Below are 19,100 nucleotides of genomic sequence, written 5' to 3' on the forward strand. Positions count from 1 at the left end.
AAAACAGCAAACAAGTACTTATCTTTAAATTAACAACATGTAGTTTTATTAGCACCAAACCAATACAATTATATTAATAATCTTATTATATGTAAATATATGTTACAAATTCCATCATCTTTAATAAACCAAAACACTATCATTAAAATTTACAAGCTGCTCCCCTTAGCTTCAATCGTATTTAATAAATTTCAACAATAAGTTTAAACACAAGCTTAATCTAACTCTGCAATTTATTTATAAATACTGTGATATAATTATAGGGTTTCATTTCACCAGAACCCGTGAGAGTTTTAAAAATATATACTGGTTCGAACTGATACATCTTTATTATGATTTTTCATGAGAGGAGAATTATATGAAAATATATAAAAACACTATTATAGACGTATTGAATATAGCCTTACCTGCAGTAGGAGAAATGATTCTATATATGATGATTGGTGTATTTGACACTATGATGGTAGGAAAATATGGTGGTAACTTAGCTGTAAGTAGTGTAGGCCTTGGCAGTGAAATAATATATACATTTTCTAATATACTTGTTGCAAATGGAATATCAATAGGTATATCCTCTTTGGTTGCAAGAAAAATAGGGGCTAATAAATTTGACATGGCGGAAGAGTATGCAACTTTGGGTTTTTTAACCTCAATAATAATATCGATATGTGTTTTTGCCTTTCTTTTCTTTAGTTCCTCACTACTGTTTAGAATAGTAGGTGCAGAGGAAAGCATCATACATCTGGGTACTCCTTATATGAAGATAGCATCTATAGGCATTACCTTTAATATGTTTATGAATAGCCTCAACGCTTCCTTAAGAGGCTCTGGGAATACGAAGACCCCTTTAATAGCCTCTATAATAATAAATATAATAAATATATCTTTAGATTATATTTTAATATTTGGCAAATTCGGCATACGTCCTATGGGAATTACAGGAGCTGCAATCGCAACTACTTCTGCACAAATTATAGGCTTTATATTTATACTATTTTATATGTATAGGTACTCTGAAATAAAAGTTAGAATTAAGTATATAAGGCAATTAAACTTTTCCATGTTCAAAAGCCTTATGACTTTATCCATTCCATCTGCACTTCAAGAAGGTGCTTTTAGTATAAGCAGACTTTTAAGTAATTTCTTTATAGTTTCCTTAGGAAGCTTTGCTTTCGCAGCTAATCAAATAACAACCTCCATAGAATCAATATCCTTTATGCCAGGTTGGGGTTTTGCTGTTGCAGCTACATCCTTAGTTGGAAAAAAAATTGGCGAAAAAGACTATAAAAAAGCCAAAGAATATGCTTATTGTTCTATATTTTTAGCCGCACTTATTATGCTAATCTGCTCAATACTATTTTTAGTTATACCTAGATTTTTAGTATCCCTATTTATAAACTCAAGTGAAAGGATTGTTATAAATGAAGCTATTATTTGTCTCATGGTAGCCGCAATAGAGCAGCCCTTTATGGCTTTATCTATGGTTGCAGGAGGGATATTAAAAGGTTCTGGCGATACTAAGACACCTTTTAAAGTATCTATGTTCTCCAGTTGGGTCATTAGACTTCCTTTAATGTTCATTGCAATTTATATCCTTAAACTACCTGTTATGTACGCTTGGGTAATCACAGGTATACAGTGGGTAATTGATGGTTCAATAATCTTCATACTGTTTCGAAGACGTTTTAGTGAGTTACCTAGCCTATAATCAACCTAAAGAAAAAGCATCCTAAAAATATTTATTTCTAGGATGCTTTTTTCATTGATTTTAGTAGTCAACCATTTTTAGTTCCAACAAGTTTTTTGTATATAGAATATATTCCAGAGACAATGATACCGAGTACTCCACCTAATGCAAATCCTAGAGGAAGATTACTTATAAAAAAACCTATAATCAGTCCAGTAGTAGTACCAGCTCCTATTCCATAGGCTAAATATCTTATATCATCATCTGTAACTGATAAAAGTTCTTTTAATTTCCTTTCCATAAACACTCTCCTCTAGATCTCTATAAGTTGAAAAACAAAAATACTCCAACTCCCCTTGGATATCTTAGCTTTTTAAAACTAACTCTTATTGTATCAAAAATAGCAAATACAACTTTTCTGTATAAAACCCATTATCTCTTTTAATGAAATTTTAGTTGGTGTAGCTAAAATTCTGTATTTAATTCATCATATATATAGACGTAGCAAAGACACTAAAAGTTTCATCACTTTCGTATTATTAACAAAATATTAACAAATATATTTTAATCTATTAAGTTGGTAAACATCTTCACACCTACAGTACTTAGTATTTTATATAATGCAATATTTAATACCAAAGTTACTAATGCCAAAACAAAATATGATATTAAATAATTAGCACCTATAAATATAGTAGCTACTGCTCCAACTCCACCTATCACTAAGCCAATAAGCATACATTTCAATGGATTTAAGTTTTGTTTCACCGCTTTTTGTTCATCATCCCAAACAAGCTTTGGTGACTGCAGATCAATCAATATTCCCAGCATTGAAAACAAAAATATCTCTAATATTGCTAGAATGAATATCAATAATAGTAAAGTAATCGGCACACCAACAACTATACCTGCTATCATAAATATAATTACTAACACACTGTTTATTAGCACTGAAGTTAGTACTTTAGCCATGATTTGAGTCATAAAACTTACAGGCAAGAACTTTGAGATATAAATATTATCTCCCTCTCTTGAGATTGAAGTTGATGCTGTAGGATTTGTTGCTGTAAAGAAAATAATAACTGCAAAAGCTACTCCGATTATTATATTAAAACTATGTCTATCTGCTAGCACTGATTTAGTAGCTTCAGTTACTCCACCTATTCCACCTTGAGCAATCATAGGCATTGCAAGAGCTACCGGTATAACTACTATAGTTGAAATACAATTTAGAAGATATGCTGGTGTTCTAAATAAAAGTAAAAGTTCTTTGTTAAACCAAGTCATAAGCTGAGATTTTTCTCTAGTACTCTTATCTAAAGCTTCTTTCTTTAATTCTTTTCTACCACCAAAACTTTCAGAATTTCCAACAGCACCCTTAAGATATAATTTATCAGCAACAATTATAAATATAACTAATGCTAATGCATTAATCAATACGAATAAAACCAGGTTAATAGCCATCTTTGAAGGGGTTTCCGCTATTGTGGCATATGTTCCTATTTTTGCAGTTATAAAAAAGTTCGAAAGACCTGCTACTGCTGAATTCTTGTTTGCAATTAGATTGTTTAAAAATTGCTGTACATCACCAGATGAGCCTGCCCTTGATCCTAAAGTATTTGAAAAGATATTTATTCCTACAGCTATAAATATAGCTATTAGACCTGTCACAACTCTAAAAGCATCTTTATGCTTTGCAAGATTTGTGAATCTCATAAGCAGCATAGCTATAAGTGAGCAGTACGTCACTGGCAATATAGGTAGAAGTATAAAACATATTATAGAAACTAAATAGAATCCTATGCCTGCTCCAGTCTTAAAGCCATATATACCTATTGCTGGCAATAATATAAATACTTGTATCATATACTGATATATTATTACTGTTATAAATTTAGCCAAAGATATCTCATGTGCTTTAAATGGAAGTGGTAGCACAAAATCTATATCTTTTGAGAAATAAAAAATACTAATTACAGACATTATTCCAAATATAAATATTACTACAGAAATTATATTATATGACATACCAATTAGAAGCCCTTCTTGATTAAGCTGATGAAGAACTTCGAATATACCAAAGGTCATTCCTCCAATACCAAACATTATCATTGGTACAGTAAATAATAAAATTAATGCATTTACTATCTTAGAATTAGCTTTCCTCTTACCTCTTCTTGTATTTCCAAAGCCTGTTTTCAAGAATATCTTTGTTAATAATAGTACTCTATTCATTTTCAGTCATCTCCAAGAACATCTGCTCTAAGGACTCATTAGTTTTAAAATGCTCTTTCATCTCAGTTAAAGTTCCACAGAACAGTATTTTTCCTTTATTTATAATCGCTACTCTATCACAGACTTTTTCAGCCACATCTAGTACATGTGTTGAAAAGAATACACTTTTACCTGAGTTTGTGTGTTCTCTCATCATTTCTTTTAATATATATGCAGATTTCGGATCTAGGCCCGTAAGAGGTTCATCTAATATCCACACTTCAGGATCATGTATTAATGCTCCCATAAGCACTATCTTCTGCCTCATACCATGAGAATATGATTGTATCTGATCAGTAAGTGCTGTAGACATCTCAAATCTCTTCGAAAGCTCCTCAATCTTTTTCTTTCTCTGCTCCTTTGGAACATTATAAACGTCAGCCATAAAGTTTAGGTATTCTATACCCTTTAATCTCAAAAACATATCTGGACTATCTGGTACATAAGCAAAATGCTTTTTAGCTTCTAAAGGATTATCAGTTATACTTATTCCATTTATTTTTACATCCCCTTTACTTGGAGCTATTATTCCAGTTATCATTTTTATAGTAGTAGTCTTACCTGCACCATTGGGACCTAGAAATCCAAATATCTCGCCATCATTTATCTTAATATCTATACTGTCTACAGCATTATTTATCTTGTTGTAGCTCTTAGAAACATTCATTATTTCAATCATCTTTATCTCCTCCTTTTATAGAAAAATTTTACCATACTTATCTTAATTTGGCCTTAAGATTATTAAAATATATCTTAAATATATAGGCATATTTTTGACAAATTATACTTATTTAAAAAATTTAACTTATATACTTTTAATGCACCATATTTAAATTAAGCCTTTAGAGATCCGATGCTTTAATGAGCCTTCGCAAAGAATTAATATAATTTTAACATGACCTTCAAACATACAATTTATACAATCAACTCCCACAATAGCCTAGCACTCTACCTTTGTACTAAAAATAAAATACTCCGTTACTAACAATTTTGATAAACCCATATTTATATTGGCCTATCATAACAAATTAGTTTCGAAGTATCCTTTTATGATTATCTAAAAAACAGAACCTTTACTACTGTAACCGCAACTATAATAGCTGTAAGATCTGCCATCAACGCAGCCCATAATGTATGTCTTATCTTTTTAATTCCTACAGCTCCGAAATATACAGTTATTGTATAAAAGATAGTTTCAGTACTTCCCATTATTACCGAACCGACCAATCCAATAAAACTATCTGGTCCATATTGTTTTAATATATCTGTAAGTACACCAAGAGCTCCACTCCCCGAAAGTGGTTTAACCAATATAAGAGGGATAAGTTCCTTAGGCAATCCTATAATAGAAGCAACTGGCGCCAGGATATTATTTAACATATCTAAAAGTTTAGCTTCTCTAAATATTTTCACTGCTATTATCATTGATAATAGATATGGAAATATTCTATAACATACATGTAATCCTTCTTTTGCTCCTTCTACAAACCATTCATAAACCTTTCTTCCTTTTATCATTCCGTAGATTAGAATAACTATAAATATTATTGGTATTATACTTTTTAATAGGTAGTTAAACATAAAATCCTCCTAGAAGTATTTTTGTAGAATCTTGCAGCAGGTAACCCCCATTATTGCTGCACATCCTGTAGCAATAAGAGTTGGAATTATTATTGCACCAGGATTACTGGAACCAGCTGCAGCTCTTATTGATATTACTGTAGATGGCACAAACTGAACACATGCTGCATTTATAACTAGAAATAGAGCCATATCATTGGAAGCAATGCTTTTCTTAGGGTTTAGCTTGTCCATCTCTTCCATTGCTTTAATGCCAAAAGGCGTAGCAGCATTTGATAAACCTAGCATATTTGCTGTTAGATTCATGACTATCGAACCTAAAGTCTTTTCATCTCTAGCCGCATCTTTAAACAAAAGCCTTAATATTGGTTTTAGCAGATTGGCTAATACATTGGTTAATCCACTCTTCTCTGCTACCTTCATAGTTCCGCACCAAAAGCACATGACTCCAAGAAGTCCAAGAAGCAAATCTGTTGTTGATGCTGTTGAATCTACTATTGCTTTTGAGATTAGCTCTCCATTTCCAGTAAATATACCTACAGCTATCCCTAAAAGTAACATGAAAAACCATATGTAATTAATCATATATTTCCTCCATTTCATATTTAATATTTTTAGGTAAGTTTTAATCAATCCATATCTGTTGACTATACCCAGCTTGTACAACCCATGTCTAAACATGCTTAATTATGAATTGATAGATTTAAATCCATTACCTTTCGCATCTATACAATATATGCCTTGCACTGCTGGTTTAGTAATGATAACATTAAACTGTACATTATAATATTTTTGATAACTGAAACAAAGGAGATTACTTATGGATGAAAATAACCTTAAGCTTGCTCAACAAGATATTGAGGAAGCATTAGCAGCTGTAGAAGAAATCGAGAGAAGTATTGATGGAAATGAATCTACCGATGGGCTTAAAAAGAAATTTATTAAGTTAACAGAAAAAGTTCAACAGCTTGAAGATATATTGAAAACAGAAGGAATCATATAAAAAATTAAGACCAGATAAATTCTTAAAAAGAATCTATCTGGTCTTTTTATGCTAAAGTACTATGCTGAAATTAAATGGTTATGCATCCAATGCTCTTTAGATGAACAACTCTATAATTGAATTTATATTTTTAGGATTAGAGTTGTTCATCCTTAATGAGCTTTCGCAAAGAATTAATATGATTTTGTCATATAGCATCTCCTGCATAACCATTTAATTTAAACAATATTGTTAAACATAGCATATAGTTAGTAAATTATTCTCTTAATGCCTTAACATCTTTATAAAACACAATTGCTGTTATAAGTGCTGAAAGTCCGTCAGATATAGGTCCAGCAAGCCAAACTCCAGTAAGACCTAAAAATGTAGGAAGTATAATTAATAGCGGTATTAAAAGTATTACCTGTCTTAACATACTTAAAAACATTGCCATTTTAGCTTTACCTATACTTTGGAAGTAATTTGCACTTATAGCCTGAAACCCTATTACAGGTAACATACATAGGAATATTCTAAGACCATTGCTACCTACTCTTACAAGCTCTTCATCACTATTAAATATAGTTATTACAAAGTGAGGTATGATCTCTACTACTAAGAATCCAACTACAACTATTGCTGTTGCTGCTATTGATCCCTTCTTTACAGTCTCTTTAACCCTTGAATACTTTTTAGCTCCATAGTTGTAACCTATTATAGGCAATGAACCTTGGTTTATACCAAATATAGGCATCATAAATATCATTGCTACAGAACTTATAATCGACATTGCAGCTATAGATACATCTCCACCATAAGTTCTTAATGCATTATTAGATATAATTTGAACAACGCTAGCAGCTATTTGCATTGCAAAAGGAGAAATACCTATCGCAACTATACTTAATACAAATTCCTTCTTTAACTTGAAGTTTTTAACCTTAAGTTTTAGGATACTATTTCCTTTAGTGAAATATCTTAATATCCATAACATGGATACAAACTGCGCAATAACTGTAGCAGCAGCTCCTCCTCTTACTCCTAAATGAAGTACGAATATAAATATCGGCTCTAATATAACATTTAATATAGCTCCAATAAGCATTGTAAACATAGCTATCTTAGGGTTACCGTCCGCTCTTATTGAGTGATTTAAACCGAATCCAAGTACATTAAATATAGAACCTATAAATATTACCTGTATAAATTGCTTTGCATACTTTAATGTCACTTCACTAGCACCAAATGCATTTAATATAGGATCCATTGTTAAAAGACCTACTATCATTATAACTACTCCAGTTATAATCAAAAGTATAAAAGCATTTCCTAAAATATTTTCCGCCTCATCCTTTTTTCCTTGGCCAAGTCTTATTGATATAGCTGTTGCCGTACCTATTCCTACTAGCATACCAAAGGCCATTATAATAGTCATTATAGGAAGAGTTATTCCAACCCCTGTTAATGCGTCTTTTCCTATCCCAGGAATATTACCTATGAATATTCTATCTACTACATTGTAAAGTGCATTAACTAACATTCCTATTATCGCAGGCACTGAAAACTTTAATAATAAAGATCCTATATGTTCTTCACCTAACCTCTTTTGTCTATCCATGTTATTTCTCCTTTCCTGCACATATCCTTTGATTTTTTGCGATCTTACTCATTAGTTCAAGCGCCATTTTTTTTTCGTCTTCACTTAAGTTAGACGTAAGTTTATCATTCCAGTCATATAAAATACTCCTAATATGGGGCTCAATTTCCTTTGCCTTATCCGTCACAGATATCTTATACGCCCTTCTATCCGAAATATCCTTAATTCTTACTACATATCCTTGTTCCTCAAGCTTCTTTATGGCTCTAGCTGTAGTTCCTTTATCTATATGTAGCATCTCAGTAAGCTCTTCTTGACATATACTGTCATACTTATACAGCTCTACTAAGAACATAAACTGCCCATAACCTATGTTAAACTTTGATAATTCTTTAGTGATAAACGCGCTACCTAATCTATATAGCTGAGATATATAACGTCCGAGCATCTTATCTTTTTTATTCATAGAAATTCTCCTATTATACTAGATACAATATTTCGGTGCAAAACTTAGTATAATAAAAAATAGTTGCAAATGCAACTACATAATTATCCAAATATATAAAGAAAACGTGCTCATTAAATTTTTTTTTTTACCAATTACAATACTTTGAACTATTGTTTTTAAGAAAGCTCCTTTTTTGTTTATAATCCGGAATTATCCTTTCAACTAACTGCCAAAACTTCTCAGAGTGATTTCTTTGTACTAAGTGACATAATTCGTGTATTATAACATAATCAATAATCTCTTTCGGCATAGATATCAACCTTATATTATAATTTATGTTGTTATTAGTTGAGCAACTTCCCCATATGGTTCTAACATTTTTTATGTATACTTTATTTATAGTTAATCCTAATTGCTTTGCTAAATCACATGTTCTTTTAGTTAAGTACTCAGTACCTTGTTTTCTAAACCACGCCATCATAAGTTCCATTCTTGTTTTTTCACTTTCTTCATTATTGTCAAACAGAGAACTCATGGTTGTAAATATGAATTCATCTCCATTGAACTCCAATAAATCTGTTGCCCCTCTGATAACTTTTATCTTGTAGGGTATCCCCATAAAATAAACGCTTTGTCCTTCTTTACAAACTAGCTTCTTATCCTTCTTGCTCATTACCTTCTTATGAGTCTCTTCAATCCATGCCCTATTCTTATCAATGAGGCTATCTAAGTATTGTTTCGAACAATTATAAGGACATTTTATGATTATCTTATCCTCTTTTACTTCTATAGCTACAGTTTTTCTTTTAGATCTTATTAACTGATACTCCATCTTAGTCTCCTGTATATAGAGGTATCACTTCTTAACAAAATTTATATTTTTAAATTTTAATCTCAATATTTAGAGGCATTCAAAAATAGCTTTCTGCTCGAATTGATACATCTTTAGCAATGATTTAAGTTTTATTTAATGATACTTTTTCATATCATAATAGCACATAAGTATATATTTGAATATGTTGATTCTTCTATATACAATTTTATTACTATGAATACGTGAAATCTTGAAATAAGAATACATATAATAAATAATATATTGGAAGGATTTATACAAAACAGCTAGAATAAGTAATTATAACTTTACTGGAGGTAGTATATGAAAAAACGTTTTTTTATCTCAGCTGCAATTATACTTATTATATCAGTTATTGCTTTTTTCTCTATTTCGTATAAAAGTTTAGACAATGATAAATCAAAAAATCAGACTACTAAAGATCAGGTTACTAAAAATAAAACTCAAGAAACAAAAAACACTTCTTCAAATACTAGCGCACCTACTACTGCTGTTGAATCTCTTAATACCAAGCTAAAGTTAACTGATAGCGGACTCCATAACTCAGTAGACGATATCAATTCCCTAAGCAATTACCTTAATGGTGGGTTTGTAAGATATTCTAACCCTTTTTTATTTATATCTCCTTCTGTAACACTATCTTACGATTCCCCCTTAGTATACTCAATGGAGGATGGAACCACATTTTTCAAACAACTAAGTAGTGTATCCAATGCTTCAAGCATAAATATAATCAATAATAATGTTTACTATAAATCTAGTTCCATTTCTACATTAATGAAAACAAATATATCTACTCATGAAAATACAATACTCGCAAATCAATGTGGCCCTTATTATATATATAATGATTGGATTTACTTTATTAGCCCTAGTGATTGCTCTATAAAAAAGATGACACTTAATGGTGACTCACTTACAACAATAAAATCAGATTTATCAAAGGATAAGAATTGGTATCCAGAGGATCCTTCAACCTTATTTATTTATAATAATAAGATTTATTATTCCGACATGGTTACATATGGAGACGAGCATAACTTAAAATGGAAAAATGAAATTTACTCCATGAATTTAGATGGTACAGATTTAGAAAAGGTCTTGGAGGACAGATTCTTTTTATTTTCACTTTATGAAAATTCTATATATTACTTAAAAACTTTAGACGACACTTCTATAAACAGGGATTTAGTGAAATTTGACTTATCTACAAAGAAAAGTTCAACTTTATCTAGTTTTTCAAGTTCAGCTGCAGAGGGATTCAATATATATAATAACGATTTATACTTTATAGGCATGTATCCACAAAGCAGTTCAACGCCTACAGGCTTTGATATGAAGCTTGAAAAATATAACTTGAACACTAAAAAAACATCTACAATATCAAATTCCATAACTACTTTTGGAAAAATGTTTATATTAAATGATAGAATTTTTATACTCCCAGTAGGAGTTACTGACAAAAACTCATACTTATACTATTCTGTTAAAACAGATGGGAGTGAACAAAAGTACGTAAAATAAAGCATGCCTTTCGGCATGCTTTATTTACAGCTATCCCTCACGATAAGCTGATGATCAAGTACATAATGACCTTCTTCTATAGTCTTTTGATTGATAAGCTTTATAAGCATTCTCATTGCAATCGACCCCATATCATATACTGGCTGAGAAATTGTTGTTAGTTTTGGATAAAAAACTGATGCAGCATAAATGTTATTGAACCCAATAATACTAACATCATTTGGAACACTGACGTTATTTTCTCTTAATGCATTAACAGCACCCATTGCAATTTCATCAGAAGCACAAACTATAGCATCTGGTCTATCTTTGCTTTGCAAAATGTGTAGTACACCTTCATGACCTGTTTTAGTCTTTAAGGTGTCAAAGTACAAATGCTCTTCATTAATAGATATATTAGCATCTTTAAGTGCATTTTCATATCCTACATATCTGTTGCTCCATGCATTATTTGTATCTTTTTTTATACCTATAAATGCGATTTTCTTAGCACCTTTGTCCAATAAGTATTTTGTAGCGTCATATGTAGCTTTAGCATTATCAATTGTAACACTTGGTAATTGGCCTTCTTTATCTTTACTTTCTACTAGAACAGTCTTTAGATCAAGTTCATTTACTAAATCTACAATCTCATCATCTAAGGAACTACTCATGTAAAGAACACCATCAACCATTTTTTCTTTTAGAACTTTCAGATATTCTTTTTCTTTTTCAATATCCAAGTCAGAGTTACATAATATTACATTATAATCATATATATTAGCAACGTCTTCTGCACCTCTAACTATTTCAGGATATATCTGGCTTGATATATCTGGTATAAGAATACCTATAGTTTTTGTTCTTTGTGTTTTTAAACTTCTAGCCACAATATTAGGTCTATATCCAAGCTTCTTTATTGCATCTAAAACTTTCTTTTTAGTCTCTTCATTAACAACATCGATGTCATTTAGTACTCTAGAAACAGTTGCAATTGAAACTCCCGCTTCCTTAGCAACATCTTTAATTGAAACTGACATTATCCATCAACTCCTACTATGAAATTGTTTCAATAAAAAATATTATAATGGCAATATTATGGTATTACAAGGAAATATACTCCATTACTCTAGTTTATTTTTTATTTTATGTAAAAAAAAATAAATTACTCTTACTTAAAACGTTTTCTATATTCTATTATATGAAATATAAGGTAAAAATTCAATTATCAAGTTAAACTTTGTAATTATATCCATTTTTATATTTAATTTGTTTATTTATATACTAAAAATCTCAAATAAATTTGTATTTATTATCTTTACATATATACTCGAAACATAATATGTAATCTTTACATTCTAAGCAAAATATTTTTATTTAATGATAAGGTTTGTCCACATTAAGGTATTGAATATTGTTATGTAAACAACTTTAAAATATAATATATAATTATATATTTACAGGAGGTTTACTATGAACCAGATAAATAATAGAGATGCTAAAAAGTTTATCTTAAGTAATGACGATATACTATTACTGGATGTGAGAACAGAGGAAGAATTTAAAGAAGGCCATATAGAGGGTGCAGTACTTATACCCGCTGATAAGCTTCCTTTTAGATATGAAGAAATACTAGATTATGAGGATAAACCAATATTAGTTTATTGTCAAACTGGAGGCAGGAGTCCAATGGCTACTAATTTTCTTGAAGAAAATGGGTTCTCAGATGTTTACCACATGTATGAAGGTTTCGCTCGTTGGAAATAACCTTTTACATAACTTAACAACTAAATTAACATAGACTAATATTACTGTCTATCTAGTAAAAAAGACTGCCACCAAGGTGACAGTCTTTTTTATATTCTCTAATACTTTAACTATACTCTTTCCACAGCTAAATCAAGTTTTTCTCCGTTTATGTTGGATTCTGTATATTTGAATTCAACATTGTATGCTATATCCATTGTTAGAGTTTCTCTCTTTATTGTGTCTGCAAACTTTTTAACTACTTCTAATAACATATCATTGTTGGCAACATAAAGCTTTATCTTATCAGATACTTCAAAACCACTTTCTTTTCTCATGTTTTGTATCTTAGATATCATTTCTCTAACATGACCTTCTTCTCTTAATACATCTGTTATAGTTGTATCAAGAACAACACCAACTTCACCTTCTCCAGCAAACGCAAAGCCATCTAATCCTTGCATAGTCACTAGAAGATTTTCATTGTTAAGCTCTATTTCAGTACCATCAACATTTATAGTTTCAGTACCTCCATTTTGTATCTTTTGAGCCAATTCCATTTGATTTTTCGCAGCTATCTCTTTTCTTATGCCAGGTATCATCTTTCCATAAGCTTTTCCTAACACAGGAAGATTAGGCTTTATCTCAAAATTAACATGCTCTGATAAATCAGCGCCAAATACTATTTGTTTTATGTTTAACTCATCTTTAACTATATCACCATAGTATTCTGGTAATGACTTAACTGAAACTAACATTTCTGAAAGTGGCTGTCTGTTCTTTATATTAGCTCCATTTCTTGCACTTCTTCCAAGCTTAACTATAGAGTATGCAAGTTCCATTTCTTCTTCTAGCTTCTTATCAACAGCAGTAAAATCAGCTACTGGCCATTTACATAAATGAACACTTTCTTCAGCAGTTTCATCTAAACTAAGAACAAGACTTTGGTATATATTTTCACTCATGAAAGGTACAAATGGTGCAGATATCTTACTTACAGTAACAAGAACTTTATATAAAGTAGTGTATGCACCTATCTTATCGTCGTTCAATTCTGTAGTCCAGAATCTAGATCTATTTCTTCTTACGTACCAGTTTGAAAGTTCATCTACAAATTCTTCAAGTGCTAAAGCTGCTTGAGTTACTCTGTAACCTTCTAAATTATCTTCTACATTTTTTACAAGTGTATTAAGTTTTGATAATATCCATTTATCCATAACATTATCAGACTTAAACTCACTATACTTTGTAGCATCAAAACTATCTAAATCAGCGTATAAGATATAGAATGAATAAACATTCCAAAGAGTGCTTAAGAACTTTCTTTGAGTCTCTTCTACATCATCCTTAGAGAATCTTGTTGGAAGCCAAGGAGCACTTGATGTATAGAAATGCCATCTTGTAGCATCAGCACCAACTGTATCTAAAACATCATCAGGCGCAACTACATTGCCCTTTGATTTAGACATTTTAAGTCCCTTCTTATCAAGAACGTGACCTAAAACTATACAATTCTCAAACGGATTTGAATCAAATATAGCAGTAGATATAGCAAGTAATGTATAGAACCATCCTCTTGTTTGGTCTACAGCTTCTGATATAAATTGAGCTGGGAAGTTAGCTTCAAATAACTCCTTATTCTCAAATGGGTAGTGATGTTGTGCAAAAGGCATTGAACCTGAGTCAAACCAACAGTCTATAACTTCAGCGGTTCTCTTCATTTCCTTTCCACAGCAGCTACACTTTAGTTTTACCCCATCTATATATGGCTTATGAAGTTCTATATTATCTGGAACATCAAGCCCCTTTTCCTTAAGTTCTGCAATACTTCCTATAAGCTCTCTATGTCCGCATTCACATTCCCATATTGGAAGTGGTGTTCCCCAATATCTATCTCTTGATATACCCCAATCTATAACATTTTCAAGGAACTTACCAAATCTTCCTGTTCTTATGTTATCTGGATACCAGTTTATCTTATCGTTGTTCTCTAAAAGTTTATCTCTTAAAGATGTCATTCTTACAAACCAACTAGCCTTTGGATAGTAAAGTAGTGGTGTATCACATCTCCAGCAGTGTGGATATGAGTGAGTATGCTTTTCAGCCTTATAAAGTGAGTTTTGATCCTTAAGATAATTTAATATCTTTTCATCGGCTTTCTTAACAAATATTCCAGCAAATGGAGTAACCTCATCAACAAATTTTCCTTCTGCATCTACAAGATTAATTAATGGTAATCCATTTTTCTTTGCTACTAAATTATCATCTTCACCATAAGCAGGTGCTATATGAACTATTCCAGTACCATCTGAAAGAGTTACAAAATCACCGTGTATAACAAAGAAGGCTTTCTCTTCCGGTTTGTGGAATGGCATTAATTGCTCGTACTCTAAGCCTAATATTTCTTCACCCTTGAATTCTTTTATCACTTCATAATCATCTGAAAGAACCTTAGCTACTAGTTCTTTAGCCAATATATAAACTTCATCGTTTTGTTTAACTTCAACATAATCATAAGACTTATTTATAGCAAGACCTACGTTAGAAGGTAGTGTCCAAGGTGTTGTTGTCCAAGCCATTATATACTTGTTATCTTCACCTTTAACTTTAAACTTAACAAAAGCAGTATTGTCTTTTACATCTTTGTATCCTTGAGCAACTTCGTGTGATGAAAGTGAAGTTCCACATCTCGGACAGTATGGCATTACTTTATGACCTTTATATAAAAGATCCTTATCCCACATTTGCTTTAATGCCCACCATACTGATTCTATGTAAGAATTATGATAAGTAACATATGGATTCTCCATATCAACCCAGTAACCTATCTTCTTAGACATGTCTTCCCACATACTTACATAAGTAAATACTGAATCCTTACAAAGCTTAACAAATTCTTCTACTCCATGTTCCTCTATTTGTTGCTTTCCTGATATTCCAAGTTTCTTTTCTATTTCAAGTTCAACTGGAAGTCCATGAGTATCCCATCCAGCTTTTCTTATAACCTTGTATCCTCTCATAACCTTATATCTTGGTATTATATCTTTTATAACCCTTGTTATGATATGACCAACGTGAGGTTTTCCATTGGCAGTTGGAGGTCCATCATAGAAAGTAAAATACTCTCCTTCTTGATTTGATTCAAAGCTCTTTTTGATTATTTCTTTATCTCTCCAGAGCTCAGTTACATCTCTTTCCAGTTCAACAAAACTTTTTGAAGAATCTAGTTTCTTATACATGCTTTTTCCCCTTTCATAAATGGTGTAAATTTAGCCCACATTAATGTTAAAATATTGTTTTTTTTAATATCTATAGTATTAATGCATATATCTACTATTTTCTAGATATCAAAACTCTAATCATAACTTATATTTGTTATGTAACTTATAGCAATTTATAAATTTAAACAAATATAATTCAAATTCAATTGAATGATATCTTCATATAGATGAAGCCCTTCATACTTAAGTTTATATTTTCAAATTGAAGTGTTTCATCTTTAAATCGCCTAATTATATAAATAAAAAAAACCTCATCCCATAGGACGAAGTTATATTCGTTATACCACCTTAAAGCGACGCCATATAGATTTATATATCACATAAATCTAAAGCTCATTTTCGAGTACATATATACTCTATCCTTTAACGCAGGATGACGAGATAAGCTTATTAATGCAAAAACACTTTCAGCCTCCAGCTCCTAGGTGATTTTCATTAAGTATATACACGATTTTTCACCAACCAATCGCTCTCTATAGTAGTATACCTAAATACTTGCCCTAATCATTACTTTTCAATGTAAAAATTATATCTCAGCTTGAAGTTATTGTCAACATGGTTTAAATTGTTCAGTCTAGCAACGTTTTTCGCTTATGAAAACATTTACTTAAGTATTATTTAATATTATTCTAAGTGATATAAAATAACTCTTTACAAAATATAGAATATAGGTTAATATAATACTTGTAATTATAATATTTAGAGGTGTTTTAAATGTTAATGTATATTTTTAAAATGTTTATTTTTAGCGTTATAATTTTTTCTATGATATTTATTAATCCTAATGGACTTTTTAATTTCTTTTTTTAATTATCTTCTATTATTAAATTGATCTAATACTTTCCAATAAACTTTATATTTCCAAATTTTCTTCTAAGAAATCAACATAATTTTAAAAATAAATTTCTACTCTAACCAATACATCATTAAGATAATTTATTTGTGACTTAATATAAATTATCTTAATATGGATATAATTAAAGATATAATAGATCTAATGTACCAACTTATATCCATAATTCTTATTAATTTTAGATTAAACGAATTCGGGATATATATTTTCACAATAATGAATAAGTCTATATATCGTGACTATTTAAGATATAAAATTTTATTTAATAACTATTACTAATTACTATTGACTTTCAGTTGTTGTAGTGGTTTAATATAGTTAATAAGATTTTCCATCCCCTTGAATAGTCATCCTTAAGATTTGGAGGATTAACTATGGAAAACAACTTAAATCAAGAAATTTTAGATAAGCTCACAAAAGTCTGTTTATGCAAGGCCATCCCCAGGTCTAAGATAAAAGACGCTATACGAAAAGGAGCTCGTACACCAGACGAAGTTACTAAGGCTACTGGAGCACGCACCGGCGGCTGTGGTGGTAGACGATGCACCCCTAAAATTCAAGAATTGATAGATGGGTATTTAGATGAACAATGGCATTAATTCCCCTTAATTGCTCATTTGTTATTATTTCTTATCTCCCTATCGCACATAAAAAAGATTCACTGAAGCGAATTTCCTCAGTGAATCTTTTTGCGCATCTGCCTTTTCTGAACGTAGTGAAGAAATTCTGGCAGGCGATATATTCTTGTTTTTTTATTCTCTAATTCTATTACGTTTTAAGTCTGTCACGTATACTTATCCAAAGATATAATTGAATTATAAAACCCATAAAGAATAAGAAAATCACTGAAGCGAATTTCTTCAGTGAATCTTTTTGCGCATAATTATTTAGTTTTCTTTTCTAAGCCAGCCAGATACCCCTTTTCCAGAAGCTATAATTGGCTTGTCATCTTTATAAGTTATGCTTAGTTTCTCTCGAGGTTTTCCATAAACGTTTTGCTGTACTATCTCAATATAATCATCTTCAACCTTGCTTACTATTGCTAAGTGACCATACTCACCTTTTGTAAATACAATTATATCGTTTATTTCTGGTTTATCACCTTCACCATTCTTAAATTGAGCCAGCATCCTAGTATTATTAGTACCTCCATTTTCTATCTTATCATCAAAATAATCTTTAGCATTTCCTCCGCCAGGTATGGTTGTGCCTAATTTATCATAATAGAATCTATTAATAAACTCTACACATTGCCATTTGTATCCGTAAACGTAACCATTTTTATTTTTGTTTATACCATGTTCTTGTGCTCCATCTTTACCATTATTATATATAGGTATACCTTGATAAGTATCTGCTACTTTGCCAACCTCACTTCCAAGCTTATACATAAGTCCTGTAACTACAGATACAATAACCCCAACAATTAATACTACTATTATAGTTAAAGTCATTAATTTCATTATATTTGTACTTTTTCTCTTATAATACATATAACCCTTTCTAAAGTGCCATTACTTTTACCATTGAAATTCCACTAATGGGTCTTGTAAATTCCAATTGACGCAATGTCTAGGATACCCTTTTTTTGTAAGGTCTCCTACTATATAAAGCTTCTTTTTTTCGCTACTTATTGAATTTACCTCTCTTATAGTCTTTAGAATGTACTCAACTCTTAAGTTATATATTGATTCTATCTCCTTTAGCACTTCTCCCCAACCTAATATTATATAATCTGATTCCTCAATTGATCTTCTTATTATGTCATCATTTTTTATTGTGACTCCATTTAACTGGAAAAGATCATCATTTCCAGTAACAAAGCATTCTCCTCTAGCCTTAAAAGAGAGCTCTATACTATTTCTATCATACTCTATTGTAGTAAATAAATTTACTATATTAACTTTTATTACCGGGCCAAATTCTTCTCTCTTATTATCAATATATTTTAAAACTCTTTGTATTAATTTATCACACTTAAAATCACTACAAGTTTTTGGTGCTCTTCCTATTACAAGTATACTGCTCATTCCTTTTTTACTTATCGGGAATGTAAGCTTATAGCATCTATCATTATCATAGTCCTCCAATATCTCCATGGAGCTTTTACAAACAAATCTAGGATATTTACTTTTTTGCATCCTCCAAATCCCCTTTTTTATATTTCGTAAAGCTTTATTAATACATATTTATATTTATATGAATATATACCAATAAACGTTAAAATGCATTTTAATGTTTAACTTTATTATAATAAAAGAAGCTATGCATGATTATTTTAATATCATACATAGC

Annotated in this window: 17 protein-coding genes and 1 other annotated feature; of the genes, 5 read left to right on the forward strand and 12 right to left on the reverse strand. The window is 30.7% G+C overall.

Translation table 11 applies throughout. The annotated features are described in order from the left end of the window. Positions 1-358: 358 nt before the first annotated feature. Entirely contained in the window at positions 359-1,708 is a 1,350-nt protein-coding gene (locus tag JHL18_RS13845; RefSeq protein ID WP_200270146.1) for an MATE family efflux transporter, read from the forward strand. A 67-nt stretch (positions 1,709-1,775) separates the two neighbouring features. Here the strand turns inward: JHL18_RS13845 and JHL18_RS13850 are convergent, their stop codons facing one another. From JHL18_RS13850 to JHL18_RS13870, 5 genes are all read right to left on the reverse strand, one after another. Then, a complete protein-coding gene (locus JHL18_RS13850; protein ID WP_200270148.1) occupies positions 1,776-1,988 on the reverse strand; it encodes a hypothetical protein in 213 nt (70 codons plus the stop codon). Positions 1,989-2,251: 263 nt separating this feature from the next. Further along, positions 2,252-3,922: a putative ABC transporter permease subunit gene (locus JHL18_RS13855; protein ID WP_200270150.1), complete on the reverse strand. Its 1,671-nt coding sequence runs from the start codon at positions 3,920-3,922 to the stop codon at positions 2,252-2,254. Beyond that, positions 3,915-4,640, reverse strand: coding sequence for an ABC transporter ATP-binding protein (locus JHL18_RS13860; protein ID WP_200270152.1), 726 nt, complete (start codon positions 4,638-4,640; stop codon positions 3,915-3,917). Before JHL18_RS13860 ends, JHL18_RS13855 begins: the two co-directional genes overlap by 8 nt. A gap of 374 nt (positions 4,641-5,014) precedes the next feature. Beyond that, positions 5,015-5,542: a spore maturation protein gene (locus JHL18_RS13865; protein ID WP_200270154.1), complete on the reverse strand. Its 528-nt coding sequence runs from the start codon at positions 5,540-5,542 to the stop codon at positions 5,015-5,017. Positions 5,543-5,551: 9 nt separating this feature from the next. Further along, the gene (locus JHL18_RS13870) at positions 5,552-6,127 is read right to left on the reverse strand and encodes a nucleoside recognition domain-containing protein (protein WP_200270156.1); all 576 of its coding nucleotides are present in this window, start codon (positions 6,125-6,127) and stop codon (positions 5,552-5,554) included. Between the two features lie 235 nt (positions 6,128-6,362). Here JHL18_RS13870 and JHL18_RS13875 point away from each other — a divergent pair, with 235 nt between their 5' ends. Beyond that, positions 6,363-6,545, forward strand: a complete 183-nt coding sequence (locus JHL18_RS13875; RefSeq protein ID WP_183279358.1) for a hypothetical protein — start codon at positions 6,363-6,365, stop codon at positions 6,543-6,545. A gap of 256 nt (positions 6,546-6,801) precedes the next feature. On the opposite strand, the gene JHL18_RS13880 is transcribed toward JHL18_RS13875, so the two are convergent. The 3 genes from JHL18_RS13880 to JHL18_RS13890 all read right to left on the reverse strand — a co-directional run bounded on the left by JHL18_RS13880 (position 6,802) and on the right by JHL18_RS13890 (position 9,401). Next, complete coding sequence (locus JHL18_RS13880; RefSeq protein ID WP_200270158.1) at positions 6,802-8,142, reverse strand: MATE family efflux transporter; 1,341 nt, start codon at positions 8,140-8,142, stop codon at positions 6,802-6,804. A gap of 1 nt (position 8,143) precedes the next feature. Beyond that, complete coding sequence (locus JHL18_RS13885; RefSeq protein ID WP_200270160.1) at positions 8,144-8,587, reverse strand: MarR family winged helix-turn-helix transcriptional regulator; 444 nt, start codon at positions 8,585-8,587, stop codon at positions 8,144-8,146. A gap of 127 nt (positions 8,588-8,714) precedes the next feature. Continuing rightward, complete coding sequence (locus tag JHL18_RS13890) at positions 8,715-9,401, reverse strand: M48 family metallopeptidase (RefSeq protein ID WP_200270163.1); 687 nt, start codon at positions 9,399-9,401, stop codon at positions 8,715-8,717. A gap of 324 nt (positions 9,402-9,725) precedes the next feature. Here JHL18_RS13890 and JHL18_RS13895 point away from each other — a divergent pair, with 324 nt between their 5' ends. Continuing rightward, positions 9,726-10,946, forward strand: a complete 1,221-nt coding sequence (locus JHL18_RS13895) for a DUF5050 domain-containing protein (RefSeq protein ID WP_200270164.1) — start codon at positions 9,726-9,728, stop codon at positions 10,944-10,946. Between the two features lie 20 nt (positions 10,947-10,966). On the opposite strand, the gene JHL18_RS13900 is transcribed toward JHL18_RS13895, so the two are convergent. Further along, positions 10,967-11,965 carry a LacI family DNA-binding transcriptional regulator gene (locus tag JHL18_RS13900; protein WP_200270166.1) on the reverse strand — a complete coding sequence of 333 codons (999 nt, stop codon included), beginning with the start codon at positions 11,963-11,965 and terminating at the stop codon, positions 10,967-10,969. A gap of 433 nt (positions 11,966-12,398) precedes the next feature. Here JHL18_RS13900 and JHL18_RS13905 point away from each other — a divergent pair, with 433 nt between their 5' ends. Then, positions 12,399-12,692: a rhodanese-like domain-containing protein gene (locus JHL18_RS13905; protein ID WP_200270168.1), complete on the forward strand. Its 294-nt coding sequence runs from the start codon at positions 12,399-12,401 to the stop codon at positions 12,690-12,692. Between the two features lie 110 nt (positions 12,693-12,802). Here the strand turns inward: JHL18_RS13905 and ileS are convergent, their stop codons facing one another. Then, positions 12,803-15,910, reverse strand: coding sequence for an isoleucine--tRNA ligase (ileS, locus tag JHL18_RS13910; RefSeq protein WP_200270170.1), 3,108 nt, complete (start codon positions 15,908-15,910; stop codon positions 12,803-12,805). A 298-nt stretch (positions 15,911-16,208) separates the two neighbouring features. Further along, positions 16,209-16,469 (reverse strand) — a binding site (T-box leader). Positions 16,470-17,179: 710 nt separating this feature from the next. Between ileS and JHL18_RS13915 the strand changes: the two genes are divergently transcribed. Then, positions 17,180-17,404 (forward strand): (2Fe-2S)-binding protein, encoded by a 225-nt coding sequence (locus JHL18_RS13915; protein WP_183279367.1) that lies wholly within the window; start codon positions 17,180-17,182, stop codon positions 17,402-17,404. 288 nt (positions 17,405-17,692) lie between these two features. Here JHL18_RS13915 and JHL18_RS13920 read toward each other — a convergent pair whose 3' ends face one another. Then, the gene (locus tag JHL18_RS13920; protein WP_200270172.1) at positions 17,693-18,268 is read right to left on the reverse strand and encodes a CHAP domain-containing protein; all 576 of its coding nucleotides are present in this window, start codon (positions 18,266-18,268) and stop codon (positions 17,693-17,695) included. Between the two features lie 57 nt (positions 18,269-18,325). Next, entirely contained in the window at positions 18,326-18,946 is a 621-nt protein-coding gene (locus tag JHL18_RS13925; protein WP_200270174.1) for a DUF1643 domain-containing protein, read from the reverse strand. Positions 18,947-19,100 lie beyond the last annotated feature (154 nt).

The sequence above is a fragment of the Clostridium yunnanense genome, assembly GCF_016595795.1.
GTDB classification, from domain to species: domain Bacteria; phylum Bacillota; class Clostridia; order Clostridiales; family Clostridiaceae; genus Clostridium_AR; species Clostridium_AR yunnanense.

Bases quoted from the DNA above. Each gene is read 5' to 3' on its own strand.
- JHL18_RS13845 (WP_200270146.1), top strand. From the start codon at position 359: ATGAAAATATATAAAAACACTATTATAGACGTATTGAATATAGCCTTA.
- JHL18_RS13850 (WP_200270148.1), bottom strand. From the start codon at position 1,988: ATGGAAAGGAAATTAAAAGAACTTTTATCAGTTACAGATGATGATATA.
- JHL18_RS13855 (WP_200270150.1), bottom strand. From the start codon at position 3,922: ATGAATAGAGTACTATTATTAACAAAGATATTCTTGAAAACAGGCTTT.
- JHL18_RS13860 (WP_200270152.1), bottom strand. From the start codon at position 4,640: ATGATTGAAATAATGAATGTTTCTAAGAGCTACAACAAGATAAATAAT.
- JHL18_RS13865 (WP_200270154.1), bottom strand. From the start codon at position 5,542: ATGTTTAACTACCTATTAAAAAGTATAATACCAATAATATTTATAGTT.
- JHL18_RS13870 (WP_200270156.1), bottom strand. From the start codon at position 6,127: ATGATTAATTACATATGGTTTTTCATGTTACTTTTAGGGATAGCTGTA.
- JHL18_RS13875 (WP_183279358.1), top strand. From the start codon at position 6,363: ATGGATGAAAATAACCTTAAGCTTGCTCAACAAGATATTGAGGAAGCA.
- JHL18_RS13880 (WP_200270158.1), bottom strand. From the start codon at position 8,142: ATGGATAGACAAAAGAGGTTAGGTGAAGAACATATAGGATCTTTATTA.
- JHL18_RS13885 (WP_200270160.1), bottom strand. From the start codon at position 8,587: ATGAATAAAAAAGATAAGATGCTCGGACGTTATATATCTCAGCTATAT.
- JHL18_RS13890 (WP_200270163.1), bottom strand. From the start codon at position 9,401: ATGGAGTATCAGTTAATAAGATCTAAAAGAAAAACTGTAGCTATAGAA.
- JHL18_RS13895 (WP_200270164.1), top strand. From the start codon at position 9,726: ATGAAAAAACGTTTTTTTATCTCAGCTGCAATTATACTTATTATATCA.
- JHL18_RS13900 (WP_200270166.1), bottom strand. From the start codon at position 11,965: ATGTCAGTTTCAATTAAAGATGTTGCTAAGGAAGCGGGAGTTTCAATT.
- JHL18_RS13905 (WP_200270168.1), top strand. From the start codon at position 12,399: ATGAACCAGATAAATAATAGAGATGCTAAAAAGTTTATCTTAAGTAAT.
- ileS (WP_200270170.1), bottom strand. From the start codon at position 15,910: ATGTATAAGAAACTAGATTCTTCAAAAAGTTTTGTTGAACTGGAAAGA.
- JHL18_RS13915 (WP_183279367.1), top strand. From the start codon at position 17,180: ATGGAAAACAACTTAAATCAAGAAATTTTAGATAAGCTCACAAAAGTC.
- JHL18_RS13920 (WP_200270172.1), bottom strand. From the start codon at position 18,268: ATGAAATTAATGACTTTAACTATAATAGTAGTATTAATTGTTGGGGTT.
- JHL18_RS13925 (WP_200270174.1), bottom strand. From the start codon at position 18,946: ATGCAAAAAAGTAAATATCCTAGATTTGTTTGTAAAAGCTCCATGGAG.